Genomic DNA, 16,253 nt, shown 5'->3' on the forward strand with positions numbered 1-16,253 from the left:
CGAGCAAAATAATACCACAATGCCAACTGAAAAAATAAAAAGAAGCTACCGAAAAACACGTTACATTCTTTACAAAGAAACTTTAATTGATTATAAAGAACATTTTTGGTCATTTTTAGGATCTTTTGTTGGAATTGGAATTTTGGCTTATGTACAGTCGATCCATTTTTCTGGCCCAGACGCTGTTTATTTAATTGGTTCTTTTGGTGCGTCAAGCGTTTTGGTTTACGGAATTATTCAGAGTCCATTTTCACAACCAAGAAATTTAGTTGGTGGACATGTAATTTCTGCTCTCGTTGGAGTTACTGTCAATAAATTGGTTCCGGATATTATGTACATTGCTGCGCCATTAGCCGTTTCGATTGCGATTATTTTAATGCAGATCACAAAAACGCTTCATCCGCCAGGAGGTGCAACAGCTTTAATTGCTGTTATCGGTACCGAAAAAGTAAAAGCTTTGGGTTATATGTATGTACTTTCGCCAGTTTTTACAGGAGTTCTAATTCTGCTTTTAACGGCTTTGATTTTTAACAATATGACTTCCAGCAGAAGTTATCCAAGTCATAGTACTTATCACAAGTATTATCATAAAATTCGAAAGAGATTGGCTCGGAAATAATTTTATGTCTTTCCTGCAAGGTTTTTCAAACCTTTTAGGTATTACATTTTTAAAAAATTTATCTAGACCTACAAGGTTTTGAAGACCTTGCAGGAGCGCCAACTGAAAACCTTAGCAAATCAAAAGATTAAAATCTTTTCAACAAATCGTAATTCAGAATTCGTATTTCGTTTTTTATATTTTACCTTTGACCTCTCAATAAAAACAAAGATTATGGTTTATAAATTTAGAGTAATTCTAGACGCCGAAGAAGATATTTTTAGAGACATTGCTATTCTTGAGGAAGATACGCTTGAGGATTTACACAATGCAATCTTCAACGCTTTTGGCTTTGACGGTTCAGAAGTGGCTTCATTTTATACTTGCGATGATACCTGGAATCAGGAAGATGAAATTCCGCTTTTTGATACAGGAGATGTTCCTGGCGAAATAAGAACCATGAACGATTATCCGTTATCTAGTATCTTAGATAAAGAAAACACAAAAATTATCTACGTTTACGATTTTATCAGTATGTGGACTTTCTTAGTAGAATTAGCCGCTGTTGAAGATGAAACTGTAGGTGCAACTTATCCGGAAACTTTATTTTCTCACGGAGAAATGCCTTCAGACGCTATCGAAAAAAACTTCGAAGCCGATGATATGCACAACGACATCTACGGAGAATTTGAAGACGATTTAGACGAAGATGATCTTGACATGTTCGAAGGCGATGACAGCTTCGAAGATTACGGATTTGAGGAGAATTGGAATTAGTTTTCTAGGTTCAAAGATACAGAGTGACAAAGATACAAAGGTTTTTCTCTTAAGAACGAGTATTTTATTTGTAAGTTTTTTCGTATTTTTAATGTTTATTTCTTAAATATATAAACTATGAAAACTTTTAGAGACCCTTTAATTTGGCAAAAATCTATGAATCTGGTAACTGAAATTTACCAATTAACAAATTCATTCCCTAAAGAAGAAATTTATGGTCTGTCTTCGCAAATTCGGCGATCTTCAATATCAATACCAATTGCGGAAGGATATGGCAGAAATGGAAATACTGAACTGCTAAGATTCTTAAGCATTTCTATTTCATCCTTATTCGAAATGCAAACACAGCTTGAAATTTCATTCAATCTAAAATATATCACCGAGTACCAATTCAGTAAAACAAACGAAGAGAGCAGAGAATTAGAGCGAATGTTATGCGCTTTTATAAAAAAATTAAAAGATCGCAAGTAAAGCTTTGTCTCTTTGTTACTCTGTCACTTCAAACCTAAAAATAAATGATCAACTTATTCAACACCCACATCGATACGCTTTCGATACACCGCGTAGGAAACAAGAGCCGTAACGAAGCTATTTTTTTATCAGAGCAGCCATTTAATCTTAATGATGAAATTGTTCCTTTGATAAAAGAATTCTTTTTTAAGCCTTTTAGAGAAAAAGAGGAAAACTATTATCAGTTTGCACACGAAGTGGACCTGGACTATAACGACATGTTTAAATATGCGACTGAGATTTTTACTAATCCTGCCAATGTGCATGAAGTTTCTAAAAATATCACGAAGCATTTATACGAGCAGTCCAATCACCCGCATATTAAAAACGGAGAGGTTTATGTGACTTATTTGACCAATTTAAGCATTGATAACAATGTAGTGGACGCTATTGGTATTTTTAAAAGTGAATTACAAGCTGACTTTTTACAATTTGAAGAAAAAGAAAGCAACCTTGAAATGATTCTGCAACAAGGAATCAACCTGAACAAATTAGACAAAGGATGTTTAATTTTCAACTTTAAAAAAGAAGAAGGATACAAAATCCTGACTGTAGACAGCAACCGTTATGATGCTCGTTACTGGTTAGAGCACTTTTTATCTGTGGACGCTTTTGAAGATGAAAATTTCATCACTAAAAAATATTTAAAATTCTGTCAAAACTTCGCAAAAGATGTGGTTTTGCCAGCAGAAGACAAGAAAGAGGAAGTAATGTTTATGAACCGATCTGTGAACTATTTCGCTAAAAATGATCAGTTTGAAGAACAAAATTTCTTGAATGAAGTACTAGATAATCCTGAATTAATTCCTGAATTCAAAAACTATAAAGTGGATAAAGGAGAAAAATACAGCATCGAAGATGTAACCTCATTCCCAATTGCCAACGCAGCAGTTTCTGACGCCAGAAAATCGATTAAAAACGTAATTAATCTGGATACTCACATTCAGATTAAAATGGATTTTATTAATCCTGAAAGTGCAGAAAAATTTGTTGAAAAAGGCTGGGATGAAGAAAAACAAATGTATTACTACTTAGTTTACTTCAACAAAGAAGAGAAAAACTAAGAAGTTTTCATTTTCTATTACTTACTTATTAATACAGAAAACGGCAGCTACATTTGTAACTGCCGTTTTTTTATTTTAACTCTTTTATATTTACAAAACAGAAAAAACTGCTTTTACAATATCATCGTAAACTTGTTTGTTTCTTTCGCCGGTTCGGGCCAAAACCCGAATCCCAGAATAATTATTAAAGATGAATCGTGCTAAAACTTTCGCATCAAGAGTTTTAGAAATATGTCCTGCCTCCTGCCCTTTTTTTACGGCATTTGTAAAAACCTCTTCCATTGTCTCGCTGTTATTTTTAACAATTTTAGCAATTTCTTCGTCATGCATCGCTAGTTCTACGGACGAATTGACCATAAAACAGCCTTTTGTAATTCGGTCTTCTAAACTTTCAATGACAGCTTGTTTAAAAATACTATGCAGAGTTTCTTTGACATTTTCAGATTTCTCTAAAAGTTCTTTCACAATATCCTGAGCGTTTTTCTGATAACGTTGCAACGATTTGGAAAACAATTTTTGTTTATCCCCAAAAGTATCGTACAAACTCGAACGGCTTAAACCCAAATGAGTAACCAAATCCTGAGCCGATGTTCCGTTATATCCTTTGTGCCAAAAAATTTCTATTGCTTTATCTAAAGCCTGATCTTCGTTGAATTCTTTCGTTCTAGCCATGATATCCAAATTAAATTTCTAGACAAATATAAGAATAAAACGGAACAATCGTTCCTGAATTAGTCAAAAAAATTATAATACTGTATTTACAGTAAGTCCGCCATCAATAACAATTTCTGTTCCTGTAATGAACGATGAATCATCTGAAGCAAGGAAAGCGATTGTTTTGGCAACCTCAGCAGCTTGTCCAAAACGTTTTAATAGAATCTTTTCTCCTAAAGCAGCCCCTAAACCTTCTACTTCTTCTTTTTCCAAACCTACTTTACCATACAAAGGTGTTTCAATTGGGCCAGGAGAAACGGCATTCACTCTAATTTTTCTTCCTGCCAATTCTGCTGCAAAGATTCTGTTTAATGATAAAACTGCTGCTTTACTTGCTCCGTATACACTTGAACCTGGCATTCCTAATTGAGCATTTACTGAAGTATTAAAAATAATAGAACCACCTTCATTTAAAATTGGCAATACTTTTTGAACTGTAAAATAAACACCTTTTACATTCACATTCATAATACTGTCGTAATGATCTTCAGATGCTAAATCTACGGGTGCAAAAGCTGCAATTCCGGCATTCAAAAATAAAATATCCACTTTACCGAATTTTGTTTTCACTTCTTCAACCAAATTATCAATAGATTTTAAATCCGATTGATCGGCAACAATTCCCGTAACATTTAATTCTGTTTCAGCTTTTGCCAAAGCTTCTCTGTTTCTTCCTGTTACAATTACTTTTGCACCTTTTGATGCTAATTCTGCTGCAGCTGCATATCCTATTCCACTGTTTCCACCTGTTACGATTGCAACTTTGTTTTCTAAATTTTTCATTTTAATTATTATTTAAGTTATTGATTATTCAATTATTATGGCACAAAGATATAATAACGGAACGATCGTTCCGTTATTATTAAAGTTAATTTTTTGTTAAAACAATCAAATGCCATTTAAAGCCTCTGTAAAACAAGGGATTTTGTTTATTGAACCATAAAGGAAACAAATCATAAAATGTCGGGCATTCTTAATTTATCCTTAATTTTGCATTAAAAAATAAACAAGATGGATATTCATTTTTACAAAGAAAGTCCTTTCACTACGATAATATCATTCCACAAGCTAATTGAATCATTTGAACAAATTGCTTTATCTGACGTAGATTACAGATCAGATTATGCCAAAGCGATTCTAAAACAAATTGAATCGATCCCGGAATTACGAACTGGAATTCAGGATTATTCAGTTATTAAGGAGAATGAAGCTTTAATCAAAAACATATTAGCCGATTTATTTCCGACTGCTTTAACGCATAACGAAATAAAAGCGGTTACTATACCATTTCAAAATATATCTTTTAATTATACAGAGCGTTTCAAGAAAATATTAAAAAATGCCGGAGACGAATTTTATATGGAAATTCGTGATTTTGATGAACATCAATTCTACATTAATAACTGTTGTTTGATTTTAAGTAATTACTACAAACAGCATATTGATTTCAATAAACCTTTTTTCTATGATATTCCGGATGAATCCGGTGTAGAGAAACATTATCGTATTTTGTACAACGCAGATTTCATGGAAATAATTCCAACCGAAAATGCAGTTCCTTTAACGCCGGAAGATATTGACCAATTGATTGATAATTATCAGGATATCAATTTATGGAAGTCAAAATTCCCGAAAGGAAGCTGGATTTTAAGAGGTTTCGGAATTGTTTCTCTTTTTGATGCTACTACAGAAAGTGCTATTTCTACTTTAAAAAGTAATTTATTAAAACCGGGAGTAAAAACCGTTACAACAGATAAGGAAATATCAAATATTTTCCAGTCGATTTTTAATCTTCCAAATTTAAAAGTTGGATTTATTATTTATAATCCTGAGGAAGAAAAATTTCTTAGACCTGCAAAATATGATACGCAACTCAGAAGTTTTTTACTTTCAGAAAATCAAGAAGTGGATTGTAAAAACGCCTTTTTTGGCTGTTCGTTCGAGAATTTATTAGATAATAAAGAGCCTTTTGTAATTTCTAATGTGAAAAAATTCACTGAAGAATCATCAAACAAAAGACTTGGAGAACATTTATTAGTACAAAATATTCACAGCTGCATTTTTGCTCCGGTTATTAAAGATGGACATTTATTAGGTGTTGTGGAATTGGTTTCTGAAAATCCTAGAGATTTAAACAGCGTCAATGCAACAAAACTGGAATTGGTACTTCCTTATTTAACAGATACTATTGACCGTTACAATACTGACATGCAGCATCAGGTTGAAGCGATTATTCAGCGTGAATACACTACAATTCATCCAAGTGTTTACTGGAAATTTAAAAGAGAATCTCAAAATTATTTCCAAAATTTAAATCATACAAAAGATTATATTTTTAAAGAAATTGTATTTAAGAATGTATTCCCGCTTTATGGTCAGATTGATATAAAAGGTTCTTCTGAACACAGAAATGAAACAGTGAAAATTGATTTAAAAAGTCAACTTTCCGCACTTTTGGAAATTTTCGATAATCAGCAAGCAAACTCTAATCTGGTTCTTTTGGAACAAAGAAAATTTGAACTGGAATCATTGAGAAGTGAATTGGATTTCCCTTTAAAAGCAGATACTGAACAACATATTCAGCGCTATATTGAAGAAGAAATTCACCCGATACTTAAAAACACAAAAAGTAACCCTAAAAGCGAAAAATTAGAAAAACTTTACTTTGAAACTCTGGACGATAAAACAGGAATGTTTTATCAGGAAAGAAAGAAATTTGACAATGCCATGTCAATTATTAATAAAAGGCTGGCAACGGTTTTAGATAAAAAACAAGTTGAAGCACAGCAGATTTATCCGCATTATTACGAGCGTTTTAAAACAGATGGTGTAGAACATAATTTGTATATAGGAGCTTCAATTTCTCCAACAAAACCATTTGATATCATGTATCTGCACAATCTGCGTTTGTGGCAATTGCAGACTTTATGCGAAATGGAGCTGGAACATCACGAACTTAAAGAATCGCTTCCATATGAATTGGATGTAACTTCTTTGATTTTAGTTTTTAGTTCGCCACTTTCTATTCGTTTTAGAATGGATGAAAAACGTTTTGATGTTGACGGAACTTATAATGCGAGATACGAAGTCGTTAAAAAACGTATTGATAAATCTCATATTAAAGGAACTACTGAACGTATTACCGAAAAAGAGAAAATTACAATTGTTTATTCTCAAAACAGCGAAGAAGCAGAATATTTAAAATACATCAAATATTTACAGCATAAAAAAATTCTGGAACCGGCAATAGAGCAATTTGAAGTCGAAGATCTTCAGGGAGTTTCCGGTTTAAGGGCTATTCGTGTAAAAGTGATTAATAACACTTCAAACCCGGCTGTTAAAAAGATAACTTATCAGGATTTATTAGATGAGCTCAACTAAAAGTTGAGCTTTTTTTTATTTTTTAAACACATAGAGACATAGCTTTTAGAGCTTCAAAAAGGCGTTTCACTTGCATTAATTCACATAGATCAGCTATGTGTTAGAAACTAGTTTCTTTCTATATTCTTTGTAGATAAAGAAAAAAACTATGTTTCTATGTGTTTAAAACATTTTCGCATAAAAAAAGCTTTGTCAAGTTTCAAACTTTGACAAAGCTGTCAATCATAAAAATATGTTTTAAAATTTTAAATCGATTTAAAAGCAATTACAAACGAAATTACAGTTATAATCAACCCGAACATAAAGAAGTTATAAGCAATACGAAGCAAATTATACTTTCGCTGTAAAACTAATCCCAGATAATACAAATCTTTAATCATCGTCGAATACAAATAATCGCGGTCTTTCATCATTTCATTCATTGCCCAGTCGTAATCTTCAAGAGGCATTTTATAGAAATTTCCGAAGAACATTAAATTTACTTTTTTTGCTTCGACATCGCCGCGAGTAAAAAAACCTGACGTTACTTTTGGTCTTGTTGAAAGAATTGCAAAAATGATTGTTATCACGCTTGACATCAACATGATAAAAGTCGGTACAACTAAATGTGCATTTTTCGGACTATCCAGTTTCGGAATAATAGACGATAAAGCAATCGAAATTATAATAGCGTTTACAGATAATAGAATATTCGCTTTACTGTCTGCAATGCCACTTAATCTGGTGTGATTTCCAAGCGTCACACGAAATAAAGTATCAATACCTCGGTCCGGTTTTTCTACTTTTTCTTTCTTTCTATTTTCTTCTTCAATGGCAGCAGCGGCTTTCAATTCCTGTTTATTGATTTTCTTCTGAATCAAAAGCAGATTTTTTTCTTTCAAAGGTTGCCATTTTCTTAAAGCGTAGTCTGTATAAAATCGGTGTTTGTTTAGTAAGAAATTTAAATTTTCTCTTGTCCATTCAGCATTGGAGAAACTTACAATTCCGGTATTTTTTAGTTCTAAACGTAATAATTCACAAGTTGTAGCATATTCTTCTCCCATTAAGTGGGCATAATCCGCATCTCTGATTATTTTTTCTAAATGCGTTTTAGGTTCATATTCTTTAACCGTTGCGAGAATCAAACTGGAAACAAGTGCAATAAATTCTTCCGATTTTCCTTTTTCACGCAGAAAATCAGCGGCTATTTTAGTGCTGGCTTTTTCATGGTTTTCATAACCTTCAACATATCCTGCATCATGAAACCATGCGGCAACCAAAAGTGCTTCTTTATCATCGTCTTTAACGTCCTCTTTTTTACAGAGTTCCTTCACCGCAGTAACTACTGTGAAAGTATGGTTAAAATTATGATAAGAATATAAATTAGAAAGTTTATCTTTGAGTAAATTACCGACAAAATCCTCGGATTGTTCTATTAGATTCATAAAGAATATTTTTATACCACTAAATTATGAAATTGTTTTTGGATAATCATTTTATTGCAAAAATTAAAACCGGAATGGTTGCTTTACTTCTACTTTTCCTCGTTTATTCTTGTGCAACTCACAAGCCCCAATACGGAAAAAATGTAAGCTCGATCGAGAATGAAAACGCAACAGATACTATAAAAATTGCGCATACTTTCTTTCTTGTTGGCGATGCCGGAAATGCTGACGAAGAACAAGCACAGCAAACACTGGAACTTTTACATCAAAGGCTGAAAAAAGCCAGTAAAAAATCAACACTTCTGTTCTTAGGAGATAATATTTACCCTAAAGGTTTTCCGAGTAATAAGAAGTCCGGAGACAAAGCTTTAGCCGAAACAAAACTAAATAATCAATTAAAGCTTGCAAACGGTTACAGAGGAAAAACCATTTTTATTCCCGGTAATCACGATTGGTACAGCGGTATCAAAGGTTTGGAACTTCAAGCTGATTTTGTGACAAAACACTTAAATGACAAGAAAGCTTTTCTTCCCAGAAAGTCTTGTCCGATAGAAGATGTCAAAATTGATAGTATCACAACGTTAGTAACTATTGACAGCGAATGGTTTCTGGAAGACTGGGATGATCACCCAACTATCAACGATAATTGCGAAATTAAAACGAGAGAAGCTTTTTTTGAAGAACTGGAAGGTATTTTAAACAAAAACCAGGAGAAAACAGTGATTCTGGCTATTCATCACCCTTTACTGAGTAACGGAACTCACGGCGGACAATTTTCATTAGAAAAACAATTATTTCCACTTGAGCAAAAGATTCCGCTTCCTGTAATTGGTTCTTTTATTAATTTATTGAGAAAAACTTCCGGTGTTAGTCCGCAGGATATTCAGAACAAACAATATACGATTTATGCAAAGCGAATTAAAACACTTTTGCAAAAGCAGAAAAATGTAATTGTTGTTTCGGGACATGATCATAATTTACAATACATCAGCAACGAAAATATTCAACAAATTATTAGTGGTGCTGGTTCTAAATCTGAAGCGGCAAGAGCGGTAAACGAAAATGATTTTTCGTATGGAGGAAATGGTTACGCGACTTTAACTTTATTTAAAAGCGGTGATGCTAAAGTTTCATTCTATGGAAATGAAAACAATAAAGAAAAACTGCTTTTTGAACGTGAAATTATAAAGGCTAAAGAAATTAACTGGGCTTCGGATATTCCCAATAAATTTCCATCAAAAATTACCACTTCTATCTATTCACCAAAAATGACAGATAAAAGCTGGCTGCATAGTTTCTTATTCGGAAAACATTACAGAAAATATTACAGCATGCCAATTGAGGCTACTGTTGCAACCGTTGACACCTTAAAAGGCGGTCTGAAACCTATTCGCGAAGGCGGTGGACATCAATCTGTTTCTTTAAGAATGTCTGATCCAAAAGGTCGTGAATTTGTAATGCGTGGCATGAAAAAAAGTGCAACTGTATTTTTACAATCTGTTGCTTTTAAAGATCAATATGTTGTAAATGATTTTGAAGATACCTATGCAGAAAGTTTCTTATTTGACTTTTACACGACTTCTCATCCTTATGCTCCTTATGCAATTGATGGTATGTCGAACAAAATTGGACTTTTGCATACTAATCCGATTTTATATTATATTCCGAAACAAAATGGTTTAGGCGAATTTAATGCAGGTTTTGGAGATCAGTTGTATATGATTGAAGAAAGACCGGCTGACAATCATTTGGATGGCAAAAACTTTGGAAATCCAAGTAATATAATCGGCACTGATGATGTAATGCTGAATCTTCATAAAGATGAAAAATATTCGGTTGATGAAAAAGAATATATCAAGGCTCGATTATTTGATATTTTAATTGGCGACTGGGACAGACACAGTGATCAATGGCGTTGGGCGGAATTTAAAAAAGATGGAAAAGTAATTTACAAACCGATTCCGCGTGACCGAGATCAGGCTTTTGTAAAATATGATGGTGCTTTGCTTTCTATTTTAATGAATATTCCGGCATTGCGTCACATGCGAACTTTTAAAGATAAAATTGGCAACGTAAAATGGCTGAGCAGAGAACCTTATCCTCAAGATTTGGCTTTCTTAAAAACGGCAGACCAAAAAGACTGGATTGAACAGGCGAAATATATTCAGGAGAATTTATCGGATGCTGATATCGAAAAGTCTTTTAAAAATATGCCAAAAGAAGTTCAGGATGAAACCGTTGACGAAATCATTCGAAAATTAAAAAACAGAAAAAGGGAACTTGATAAATACGCTGCTATTTATGCTGATGTTTTAAGCAAAACGGTTATGATTGCCGGAACAGATAAAAAAGACAAATTTGTTTTGAATCATAATGCTAAAAAAAGTATCGAGATTCAGGTTTTCAGATCGAAAAAAGAAGGCGACGAATTACAATACACCAAAACGGTTACCGATGCTAAAACCAAAAATTTATGGATTTACGGTTTAGATGATAATGATACTTTTGAAATAAAAGGAACTCATAAATCAAAGATTAAAATCCGTTTAATTGGAGGTCAGAACAATGATACTTATAACATTGAAAACGGAAGAAAGGTTATTGTGTACGATTTCAAGTCAAAAGAAAACACCTATAATTTAGATTCTAAAACTCAAACACAGTTAACAGACGATTATGATGTTAATTTATACAATTATGAAAGACCTAAATACAATGTAGTTTCCGGTCTTCCAAATATTGGTTTCAATCCCGATGATGGTGTGAAAGTTGGAGTTAATTTGAATTATACAGTCAACAATTTCAAACAAAATCCATATACCCAAAGACATGTTTTAAATGCTTTTTATTATTTCGCGACTGGTGGTTTAGAATTCAATTATGCTGCACATTTTCCTGGATTACTAGGAAAATGGGTTATTGATGTGGAATCTCTTTACACTACTCCAAATTTTGCCATGAACTATTTTGGATACGGAAATGAATCGAAATATGATGACGACCTGAGTATGGATTACAACCGTGTCCGAATTAGAAAATTTAATGCTTCGGGAGCGATTAGACACGTTGGACGATATGGAAGTGAATTTAGCATTCAGCCAATTTTCCAGAGAATGACGGTTGAAGAAACTGAAAATCGTTTTATAGATCTTCCAAACATTATAAATCCGGATGTGTTTAACCACCAAAATTATGGAAGTTTGAAAGTAAAATATCTTTTCAAAAATTCTGATTTTGCTGCAAAACCAACTCTTGGAATGTATTTTATGATTGCCGGAACCTGGACAACAAATCTGGATCAAACCAATAAAAACTTCCCTACACTGGAAAGCGCTTTAGGATTTACACATAAAATTGACAAAACAGGTAAACTGGTTTTAGCAAGTTACCTTAAAGGAAAAGCAATTTTTAATAATAATTACGAATTCTATCAAGGAGCTGCTTTAGGAGGCGATACCGATTTAAGAGGTTTTAGAAACGAACGCTTTTTAGGAAACTCGTATTTCTCTCAAAGTTCTGATTTACGTTTAAGTATTGGTAGAATCAGAAAAACAATTGCTCCTTTTACATACGGAATTCTGGGAGGTTTTGACTACGGAAGGGTTTGGCTTGATGGCGAAGACTCTAAAAAATGGCACCACGATTACGGCGGCGGACTTTGGTTAAACGCAATCAATGTTCTAACTGCGAGAATCTCTTACTTTAAATCTCCTGACGAAATTGGAAGGGTGATTTTTGGAGCGGCATATAGCTTTTAAAAAAAGGGGCTAAGGCTCTAAGATTCTGAGACACTAAGTTTTTTAGCCACGAATTACACTAATTTACACTAATTTTTATTTCAAATATAATTCGTGGAAATTAGTGTAATTCGTGGCTGACTTTTTTCTTAGCAACTTAGCATCTCAAAACCTTAAAGCTTAAACTCATAAACATTCCCTCCTATTTTATCGGCTTTTTCATCGGCGATTAAGAGCGTGTTATTGTCTTTGAAAACGATTGCTTCTTTTTGAGAAAAATGATTTAGTTCTATTTGAGTGTGAGTTCCTTTGTGGAATAAATCTCCTTTAAAACCTTTAAACAAAAGAACTTTGTCGTGACTTAACAAAGCTACTTTTTTTCCGTCAGGACTTATTGTCGCACTCGTTAACACACAATGATTGTAATTACTGCAGGTTTTGAATTCCCCTATTTTTACCGCTTTTTGAGTTCCTGATGCATTTTTTATTTTATAGATAAAAGCCGTTCCGTCAAAACCTTTACTTCTGTTTTTAGTAAAAAGGTAGAAATAACCGTTGAATTCAAAGAAACCTTCTACATCGTAAAACAGTTCTTTTTTCTTTGGCGGAAATTCTTTTTGTTCCGGATACGAAAATGAGATTTTATATTCGGCGGAAGCCAAATCTTTATTCAATTGATTTTTGGCTAGTTTATAAATGCAGAGATCTTTTCTTTCGTTATCATTATTTCCGAAATCTCCAATATAAATATTTCCGGCTTTGTCTTTTGTAATGTCTTCCCAATCTACATTGGATGCATTAGAAACAGTTATAGTTTTCACTAATTTTCCTTTAGAATCCAAAGCATAAATAGCATTTTTATTGCCACTGTCTTCTAATGTATAAAGTAAATTAGTTTCAGGAAAATAAGTAATTCCCGAAACTTCTTTTAATTTCTTGGGAAGTGAATAAAGTACTTTCAAATCATTACCCGATTGCTGCTGACAAGCCAATAAAACTATTGAAACGACTATTAAAAAAGATTTTTTCATAAAATTGATATTTTTTTAGACACAGATTTCACAGATTAAAAGGATTCCAAAATTGTAAAAAAAATCTTTTTAATCCTTTTAATCTGTGGCCAAAACTTTAAACTAAGTTAGTGTTTTTAAAATTACGTGTAATAAACTCAAATGCCGCGTGCATGATATGTCCCATTGATTTGGCATTTTTAAATTTCATATCGTTGGTGTATCGATACAATTCCATTTTAAGCTGATTTAGGTGTTCTTCTGTAGAAATGGTATCGTGACACATTATATTCAGCAGCTTTTTAATTCTGTTCTCTGCTGAATGAATACGCTTTGCCAAAATTGCCCTTTCTTCATCTTTGTACTGAAAAATAGAACGTTCTTCCAGTTTTTCTTTTATGAGCTGAATCATTGGAAAATTCTCTTTGAAAAACTGAGGTCGATAGACTTTAAAATTTCCTTCATAACACTGCTGGTCAAAATCAATTGGACGAATTTTATAGACTACCTGATCAAAATCATGAATCGGGACAATTACATAATTATAAGCACGCATATCTCCCAAAAGCCGAATCATACAACGCTCGTTAAACTTTACAAATTCTTTTGCAATCTGCGCTTTCTCCATTTCAGAGCAGCTTTCTAACAAAGTATCCATAAAAACATCACCTGGAATTCCGATAATATGCTCTTCTATCAAAGTATCTTTATAAACCAGAAAGTTGATTTTATCCGGCGACAATATATCTTCCAGTTCTAAACCATAAATACGCGATGCATCGGCTTTTTTAATATAAAAATGAACGTAGTTATCGTTGAGAATGTTTCGAACTTTTATCCTGAAAGGCTTGGAATTCCCGAAAGTACAGTAATCAATTGCGTCAATATTCAGGTATTGAATAATTTCACTGTTACCATCAGAATGCAGCAGCGAATAAATTCTTTTAAGGTTTAAATCAATTTCATTGCGTTCAAATTCGCTATAATAAACCCGAATCCAAAGCGTATCATTATCATGTTTATCGTAAACATTAATTGAGCCCGAAAAACGAAGCAAATCATCGTAAAACACAGAAACTTTAGAAATACGCTCGTATCGCTCCAAATAACTTAAAAGTGGCTGTGTTAAAGGATAAGAAGGTTTTTTTAAAACCATTAAAGGCTCGCTCATTTTAAATATCTTTATTACAAATTTACATCAATACGATTTAATGTTAGAAATTAAAGTAACAAAAATCAACTTGGTTCGTCATACTAAAAACTAAAACCGGAAAAATTTGGAAACCATCTTAACCATTGAGAATCTAAATAAAAGATATGGCCGAATTCAGGCTTTAAAAAATGTATCTTTTACAATACAAAAAGGTCGTGTTTATGGCATTCTTGGCCCAAACGGCAGTGGAAAATCGACTACACTGGGAATTGTTCTAAATGTAGTTAATAAATCTTCAGGTAATTATCGATGGTTTGATGGTACAGTAGAAACTCACGAAGCGTTAAAAAAAGTTGGTGCCATTATAGAAAGACCTAATTTCTATCCTTATATGACAGCCGAGCAAAACCTTAAACTGGTTTGCAAAATCAAAAATATCAATTATTCCAAAGTCAATGAAAAATTAGAACTGGTTGGTTTGAGCGAAAGAAAAGACAGCAAATTCAGTACTTTTTCTTTAGGAATGAAACAACGTCTGGCCATTGCATCGGCGCTTTTAAATGATCCTGAAATTCTGATTTTAGACGAACCAACAAATGGATTAGATCCACAGGGAATTCATCAGATTCGGGATATTATTAAAAAAATTGCATCTCACGGAACTACGATTTTGCTCGCTTCTCATTTATTGGATGAAGTTGAAAAAGTCTGCTCTGAAGTAATTGTCTTGAGAAAAGGAGAAGTTTTATATTCCGGTTCTGTAGACGGAATGGCTGCAAATGAAGGTTTCTTCGAAATTTCTTCAAATAATAATGAGGAATTAAAATCGGTTCTAAGAAGTCATGATGCTGTGGGACAAATAAAAGATGAAGATGGAAAGGTTTTGATTTACCTGAAATCAGATCTGTCTGCCTCAGAACTGAATCAATTTTTATTTTCTAAAAATGTTGTTTTAAATCATTTGGTAAAACGTAAAAACAGCCTTGAAGCTCAATTTTTAGAATTAACCAAAAACACCAATCCAAAAATCTAACCCAGCCATGAAAAGACTTCTCTCTATAGAATTACAAAAAATCTGGATGAACAAAGCCAGTAAAATATTGACTTTAACTTATTTTATTCTACTTTCTTTCATTGCTTTAATTGCCTCAATTAAATTTGATGTCGGACCTTTTAAATTTCATTTAGCAGAAATGGGAATTTTTAATTTTCCGTTTATATGGCATTTTAATACTTATATTGCCGCTTGGCTGAAATTTTTTCTGGCTATTGTAATAGTTTCTATGATGGCTAATGAATATAGCTATGGAACCCTAAAACAAAACCTAATTGATGGTTTGAGTAAAAAAGAATTCATTTTATCTAAGTTTTTAACAGTAGTCTTGTTTGCTTTTTGTTCGACTATTTTCGTTTTTGTAATGAGTTTAATTCTTGGATTAGTTTTTTCATCTTACAATGAATTAGACGTCATCTTAATGGATTTAGATTATCTTTTAGCCTTTTTTGTAAAACTGACAGGGTTCTTTTCGTTCTGTTTATTCTTAGGAATTTTGGTAAAAAGATCTGCTTTTGCACTTGGTTTTTTATTAGTATGGAGTATTGCTGAAGGTATAATAAAAGGAATTTTAAAATTCAAAATATTCCCTGAAAGCAATACTGATGAATATATAATGCAGTTTCTTCCATTAGAATCCATGTCAAATTTAATTATAGAACCTTTCTCTAGATTATCTGTAGTAAAAAATATTGGAACACAAATTGGAATCGAAACTGATATTAATTATAGCGTGAATTATTCTGCAGTTTTAATCGTTTTAATCTGGACTTTTTTATTCATTTACTTTTCTTACAAACTATTAAAAAATAAAGATTTATAGTATATTTG

13 protein-coding genes are annotated in these 16,253 nt (G+C 32.7%); 8 read left to right on the forward strand and 5 right to left on the reverse strand.

Annotated elements, in window-relative coordinates:
- The first annotated feature begins 19 nt into the window (after nucleotides 1–19).
- The 4 genes from HYN56_RS24210 (at nucleotide 20) to HYN56_RS24225 (ending at nucleotide 2,949) form a co-directional block, all read left to right on the forward strand.
- Nucleotides 20–619, forward strand: coding sequence for an HPP family protein (locus HYN56_RS24210; RefSeq protein WP_109194551.1), 600 nt, complete (start codon nucleotides 20–22; stop codon nucleotides 617–619).
- A gap of 213 nt (nucleotides 620–832) precedes the next feature.
- Nucleotides 833–1,375 (forward strand): IS1096 element passenger TnpR family protein, encoded by a 543-nt coding sequence (locus tag HYN56_RS24215; protein ID WP_109194552.1) that lies wholly within the window; start codon nucleotides 833–835, stop codon nucleotides 1,373–1,375.
- A gap of 117 nt (nucleotides 1,376–1,492) precedes the next feature.
- A complete protein-coding gene (locus HYN56_RS24220) occupies nucleotides 1,493–1,846 on the forward strand; it encodes a four helix bundle protein (protein ID WP_109194553.1) in 354 nt (117 codons plus the stop codon).
- Between the two features lie 44 nt (nucleotides 1,847–1,890).
- Nucleotides 1,891–2,949 carry a nucleoid-associated protein gene (locus HYN56_RS24225; RefSeq protein WP_091492083.1) on the forward strand — a complete coding sequence of 353 codons (1,059 nt, stop codon included), beginning with the start codon at nucleotides 1,891–1,893 and terminating at the stop codon, nucleotides 2,947–2,949.
- A 90-nt stretch (nucleotides 2,950–3,039) separates the two neighbouring features.
- Here the strand turns inward: HYN56_RS24225 and HYN56_RS24230 are convergent, their stop codons facing one another.
- Entirely contained in the window at nucleotides 3,040–3,621 is a 582-nt protein-coding gene (locus HYN56_RS24230) for a TetR/AcrR family transcriptional regulator (RefSeq protein ID WP_109194554.1), read from the reverse strand.
- Between the two features lie 72 nt (nucleotides 3,622–3,693).
- Complete coding sequence (locus HYN56_RS24235) at nucleotides 3,694–4,446, reverse strand: SDR family oxidoreductase (RefSeq protein WP_109194555.1); 753 nt, start codon at nucleotides 4,444–4,446, stop codon at nucleotides 3,694–3,696.
- 228 nt (nucleotides 4,447–4,674) lie between these two features.
- On the opposite strand from HYN56_RS24235, the gene HYN56_RS24240 reads away from it, so the two are divergent.
- Complete coding sequence (locus HYN56_RS24240) at nucleotides 4,675–7,044, forward strand: GAF domain-containing protein (RefSeq protein ID WP_109194556.1); 2,370 nt, start codon at nucleotides 4,675–4,677, stop codon at nucleotides 7,042–7,044.
- Between the two features lie 245 nt (nucleotides 7,045–7,289).
- Here HYN56_RS24240 and HYN56_RS24245 read toward each other — a convergent pair whose 3' ends face one another.
- A complete protein-coding gene (locus tag HYN56_RS24245) occupies nucleotides 7,290–8,468 on the reverse strand; it encodes a Pycsar system effector family protein (protein ID WP_109194557.1) in 1,179 nt (392 codons plus the stop codon).
- A 26-nt stretch (nucleotides 8,469–8,494) separates the two neighbouring features.
- On the opposite strand from HYN56_RS24245, the gene HYN56_RS24250 reads away from it, so the two are divergent.
- Nucleotides 8,495–12,226 carry a metallophosphoesterase gene (locus HYN56_RS24250; RefSeq protein ID WP_109194558.1) on the forward strand — a complete coding sequence of 1,244 codons (3,732 nt, stop codon included), beginning with the start codon at nucleotides 8,495–8,497 and terminating at the stop codon, nucleotides 12,224–12,226.
- A gap of 152 nt (nucleotides 12,227–12,378) precedes the next feature.
- Here HYN56_RS24250 and HYN56_RS24255 read toward each other — a convergent pair whose 3' ends face one another.
- Both HYN56_RS24255 and HYN56_RS24260 read right to left on the reverse strand, forming a co-directional pair.
- Nucleotides 12,379–13,236: an SdiA-regulated domain-containing protein gene (locus tag HYN56_RS24255; protein WP_109194559.1), complete on the reverse strand. Its 858-nt coding sequence runs from the start codon at nucleotides 13,234–13,236 to the stop codon at nucleotides 12,379–12,381.
- A 97-nt stretch (nucleotides 13,237–13,333) separates the two neighbouring features.
- Entirely contained in the window at nucleotides 13,334–14,386 is a 1,053-nt protein-coding gene (locus HYN56_RS24260) for a hypothetical protein (RefSeq protein ID WP_109194560.1), read from the reverse strand.
- A gap of 106 nt (nucleotides 14,387–14,492) precedes the next feature.
- On the opposite strand from HYN56_RS24260, the gene HYN56_RS24265 reads away from it, so the two are divergent.
- Both HYN56_RS24265 and HYN56_RS24270 read left to right on the forward strand, forming a co-directional pair.
- Entirely contained in the window at nucleotides 14,493–15,401 is a 909-nt protein-coding gene (locus HYN56_RS24265) for an ABC transporter ATP-binding protein (protein WP_109194561.1), read from the forward strand.
- A 7-nt stretch (nucleotides 15,402–15,408) separates the two neighbouring features.
- Nucleotides 15,409–16,245: an ABC transporter permease gene (locus HYN56_RS24270; protein ID WP_109194562.1), complete on the forward strand. Its 837-nt coding sequence runs from the start codon at nucleotides 15,409–15,411 to the stop codon at nucleotides 16,243–16,245.
- Nucleotides 16,246–16,253 lie beyond the last annotated feature (8 nt).

Origin of the sequence: Flavobacterium crocinum (assembly GCF_003122385.1) — a bacterium.
Lineage (GTDB): Bacteria > Bacteroidota > Bacteroidia > Flavobacteriales > Flavobacteriaceae > Flavobacterium > Flavobacterium crocinum.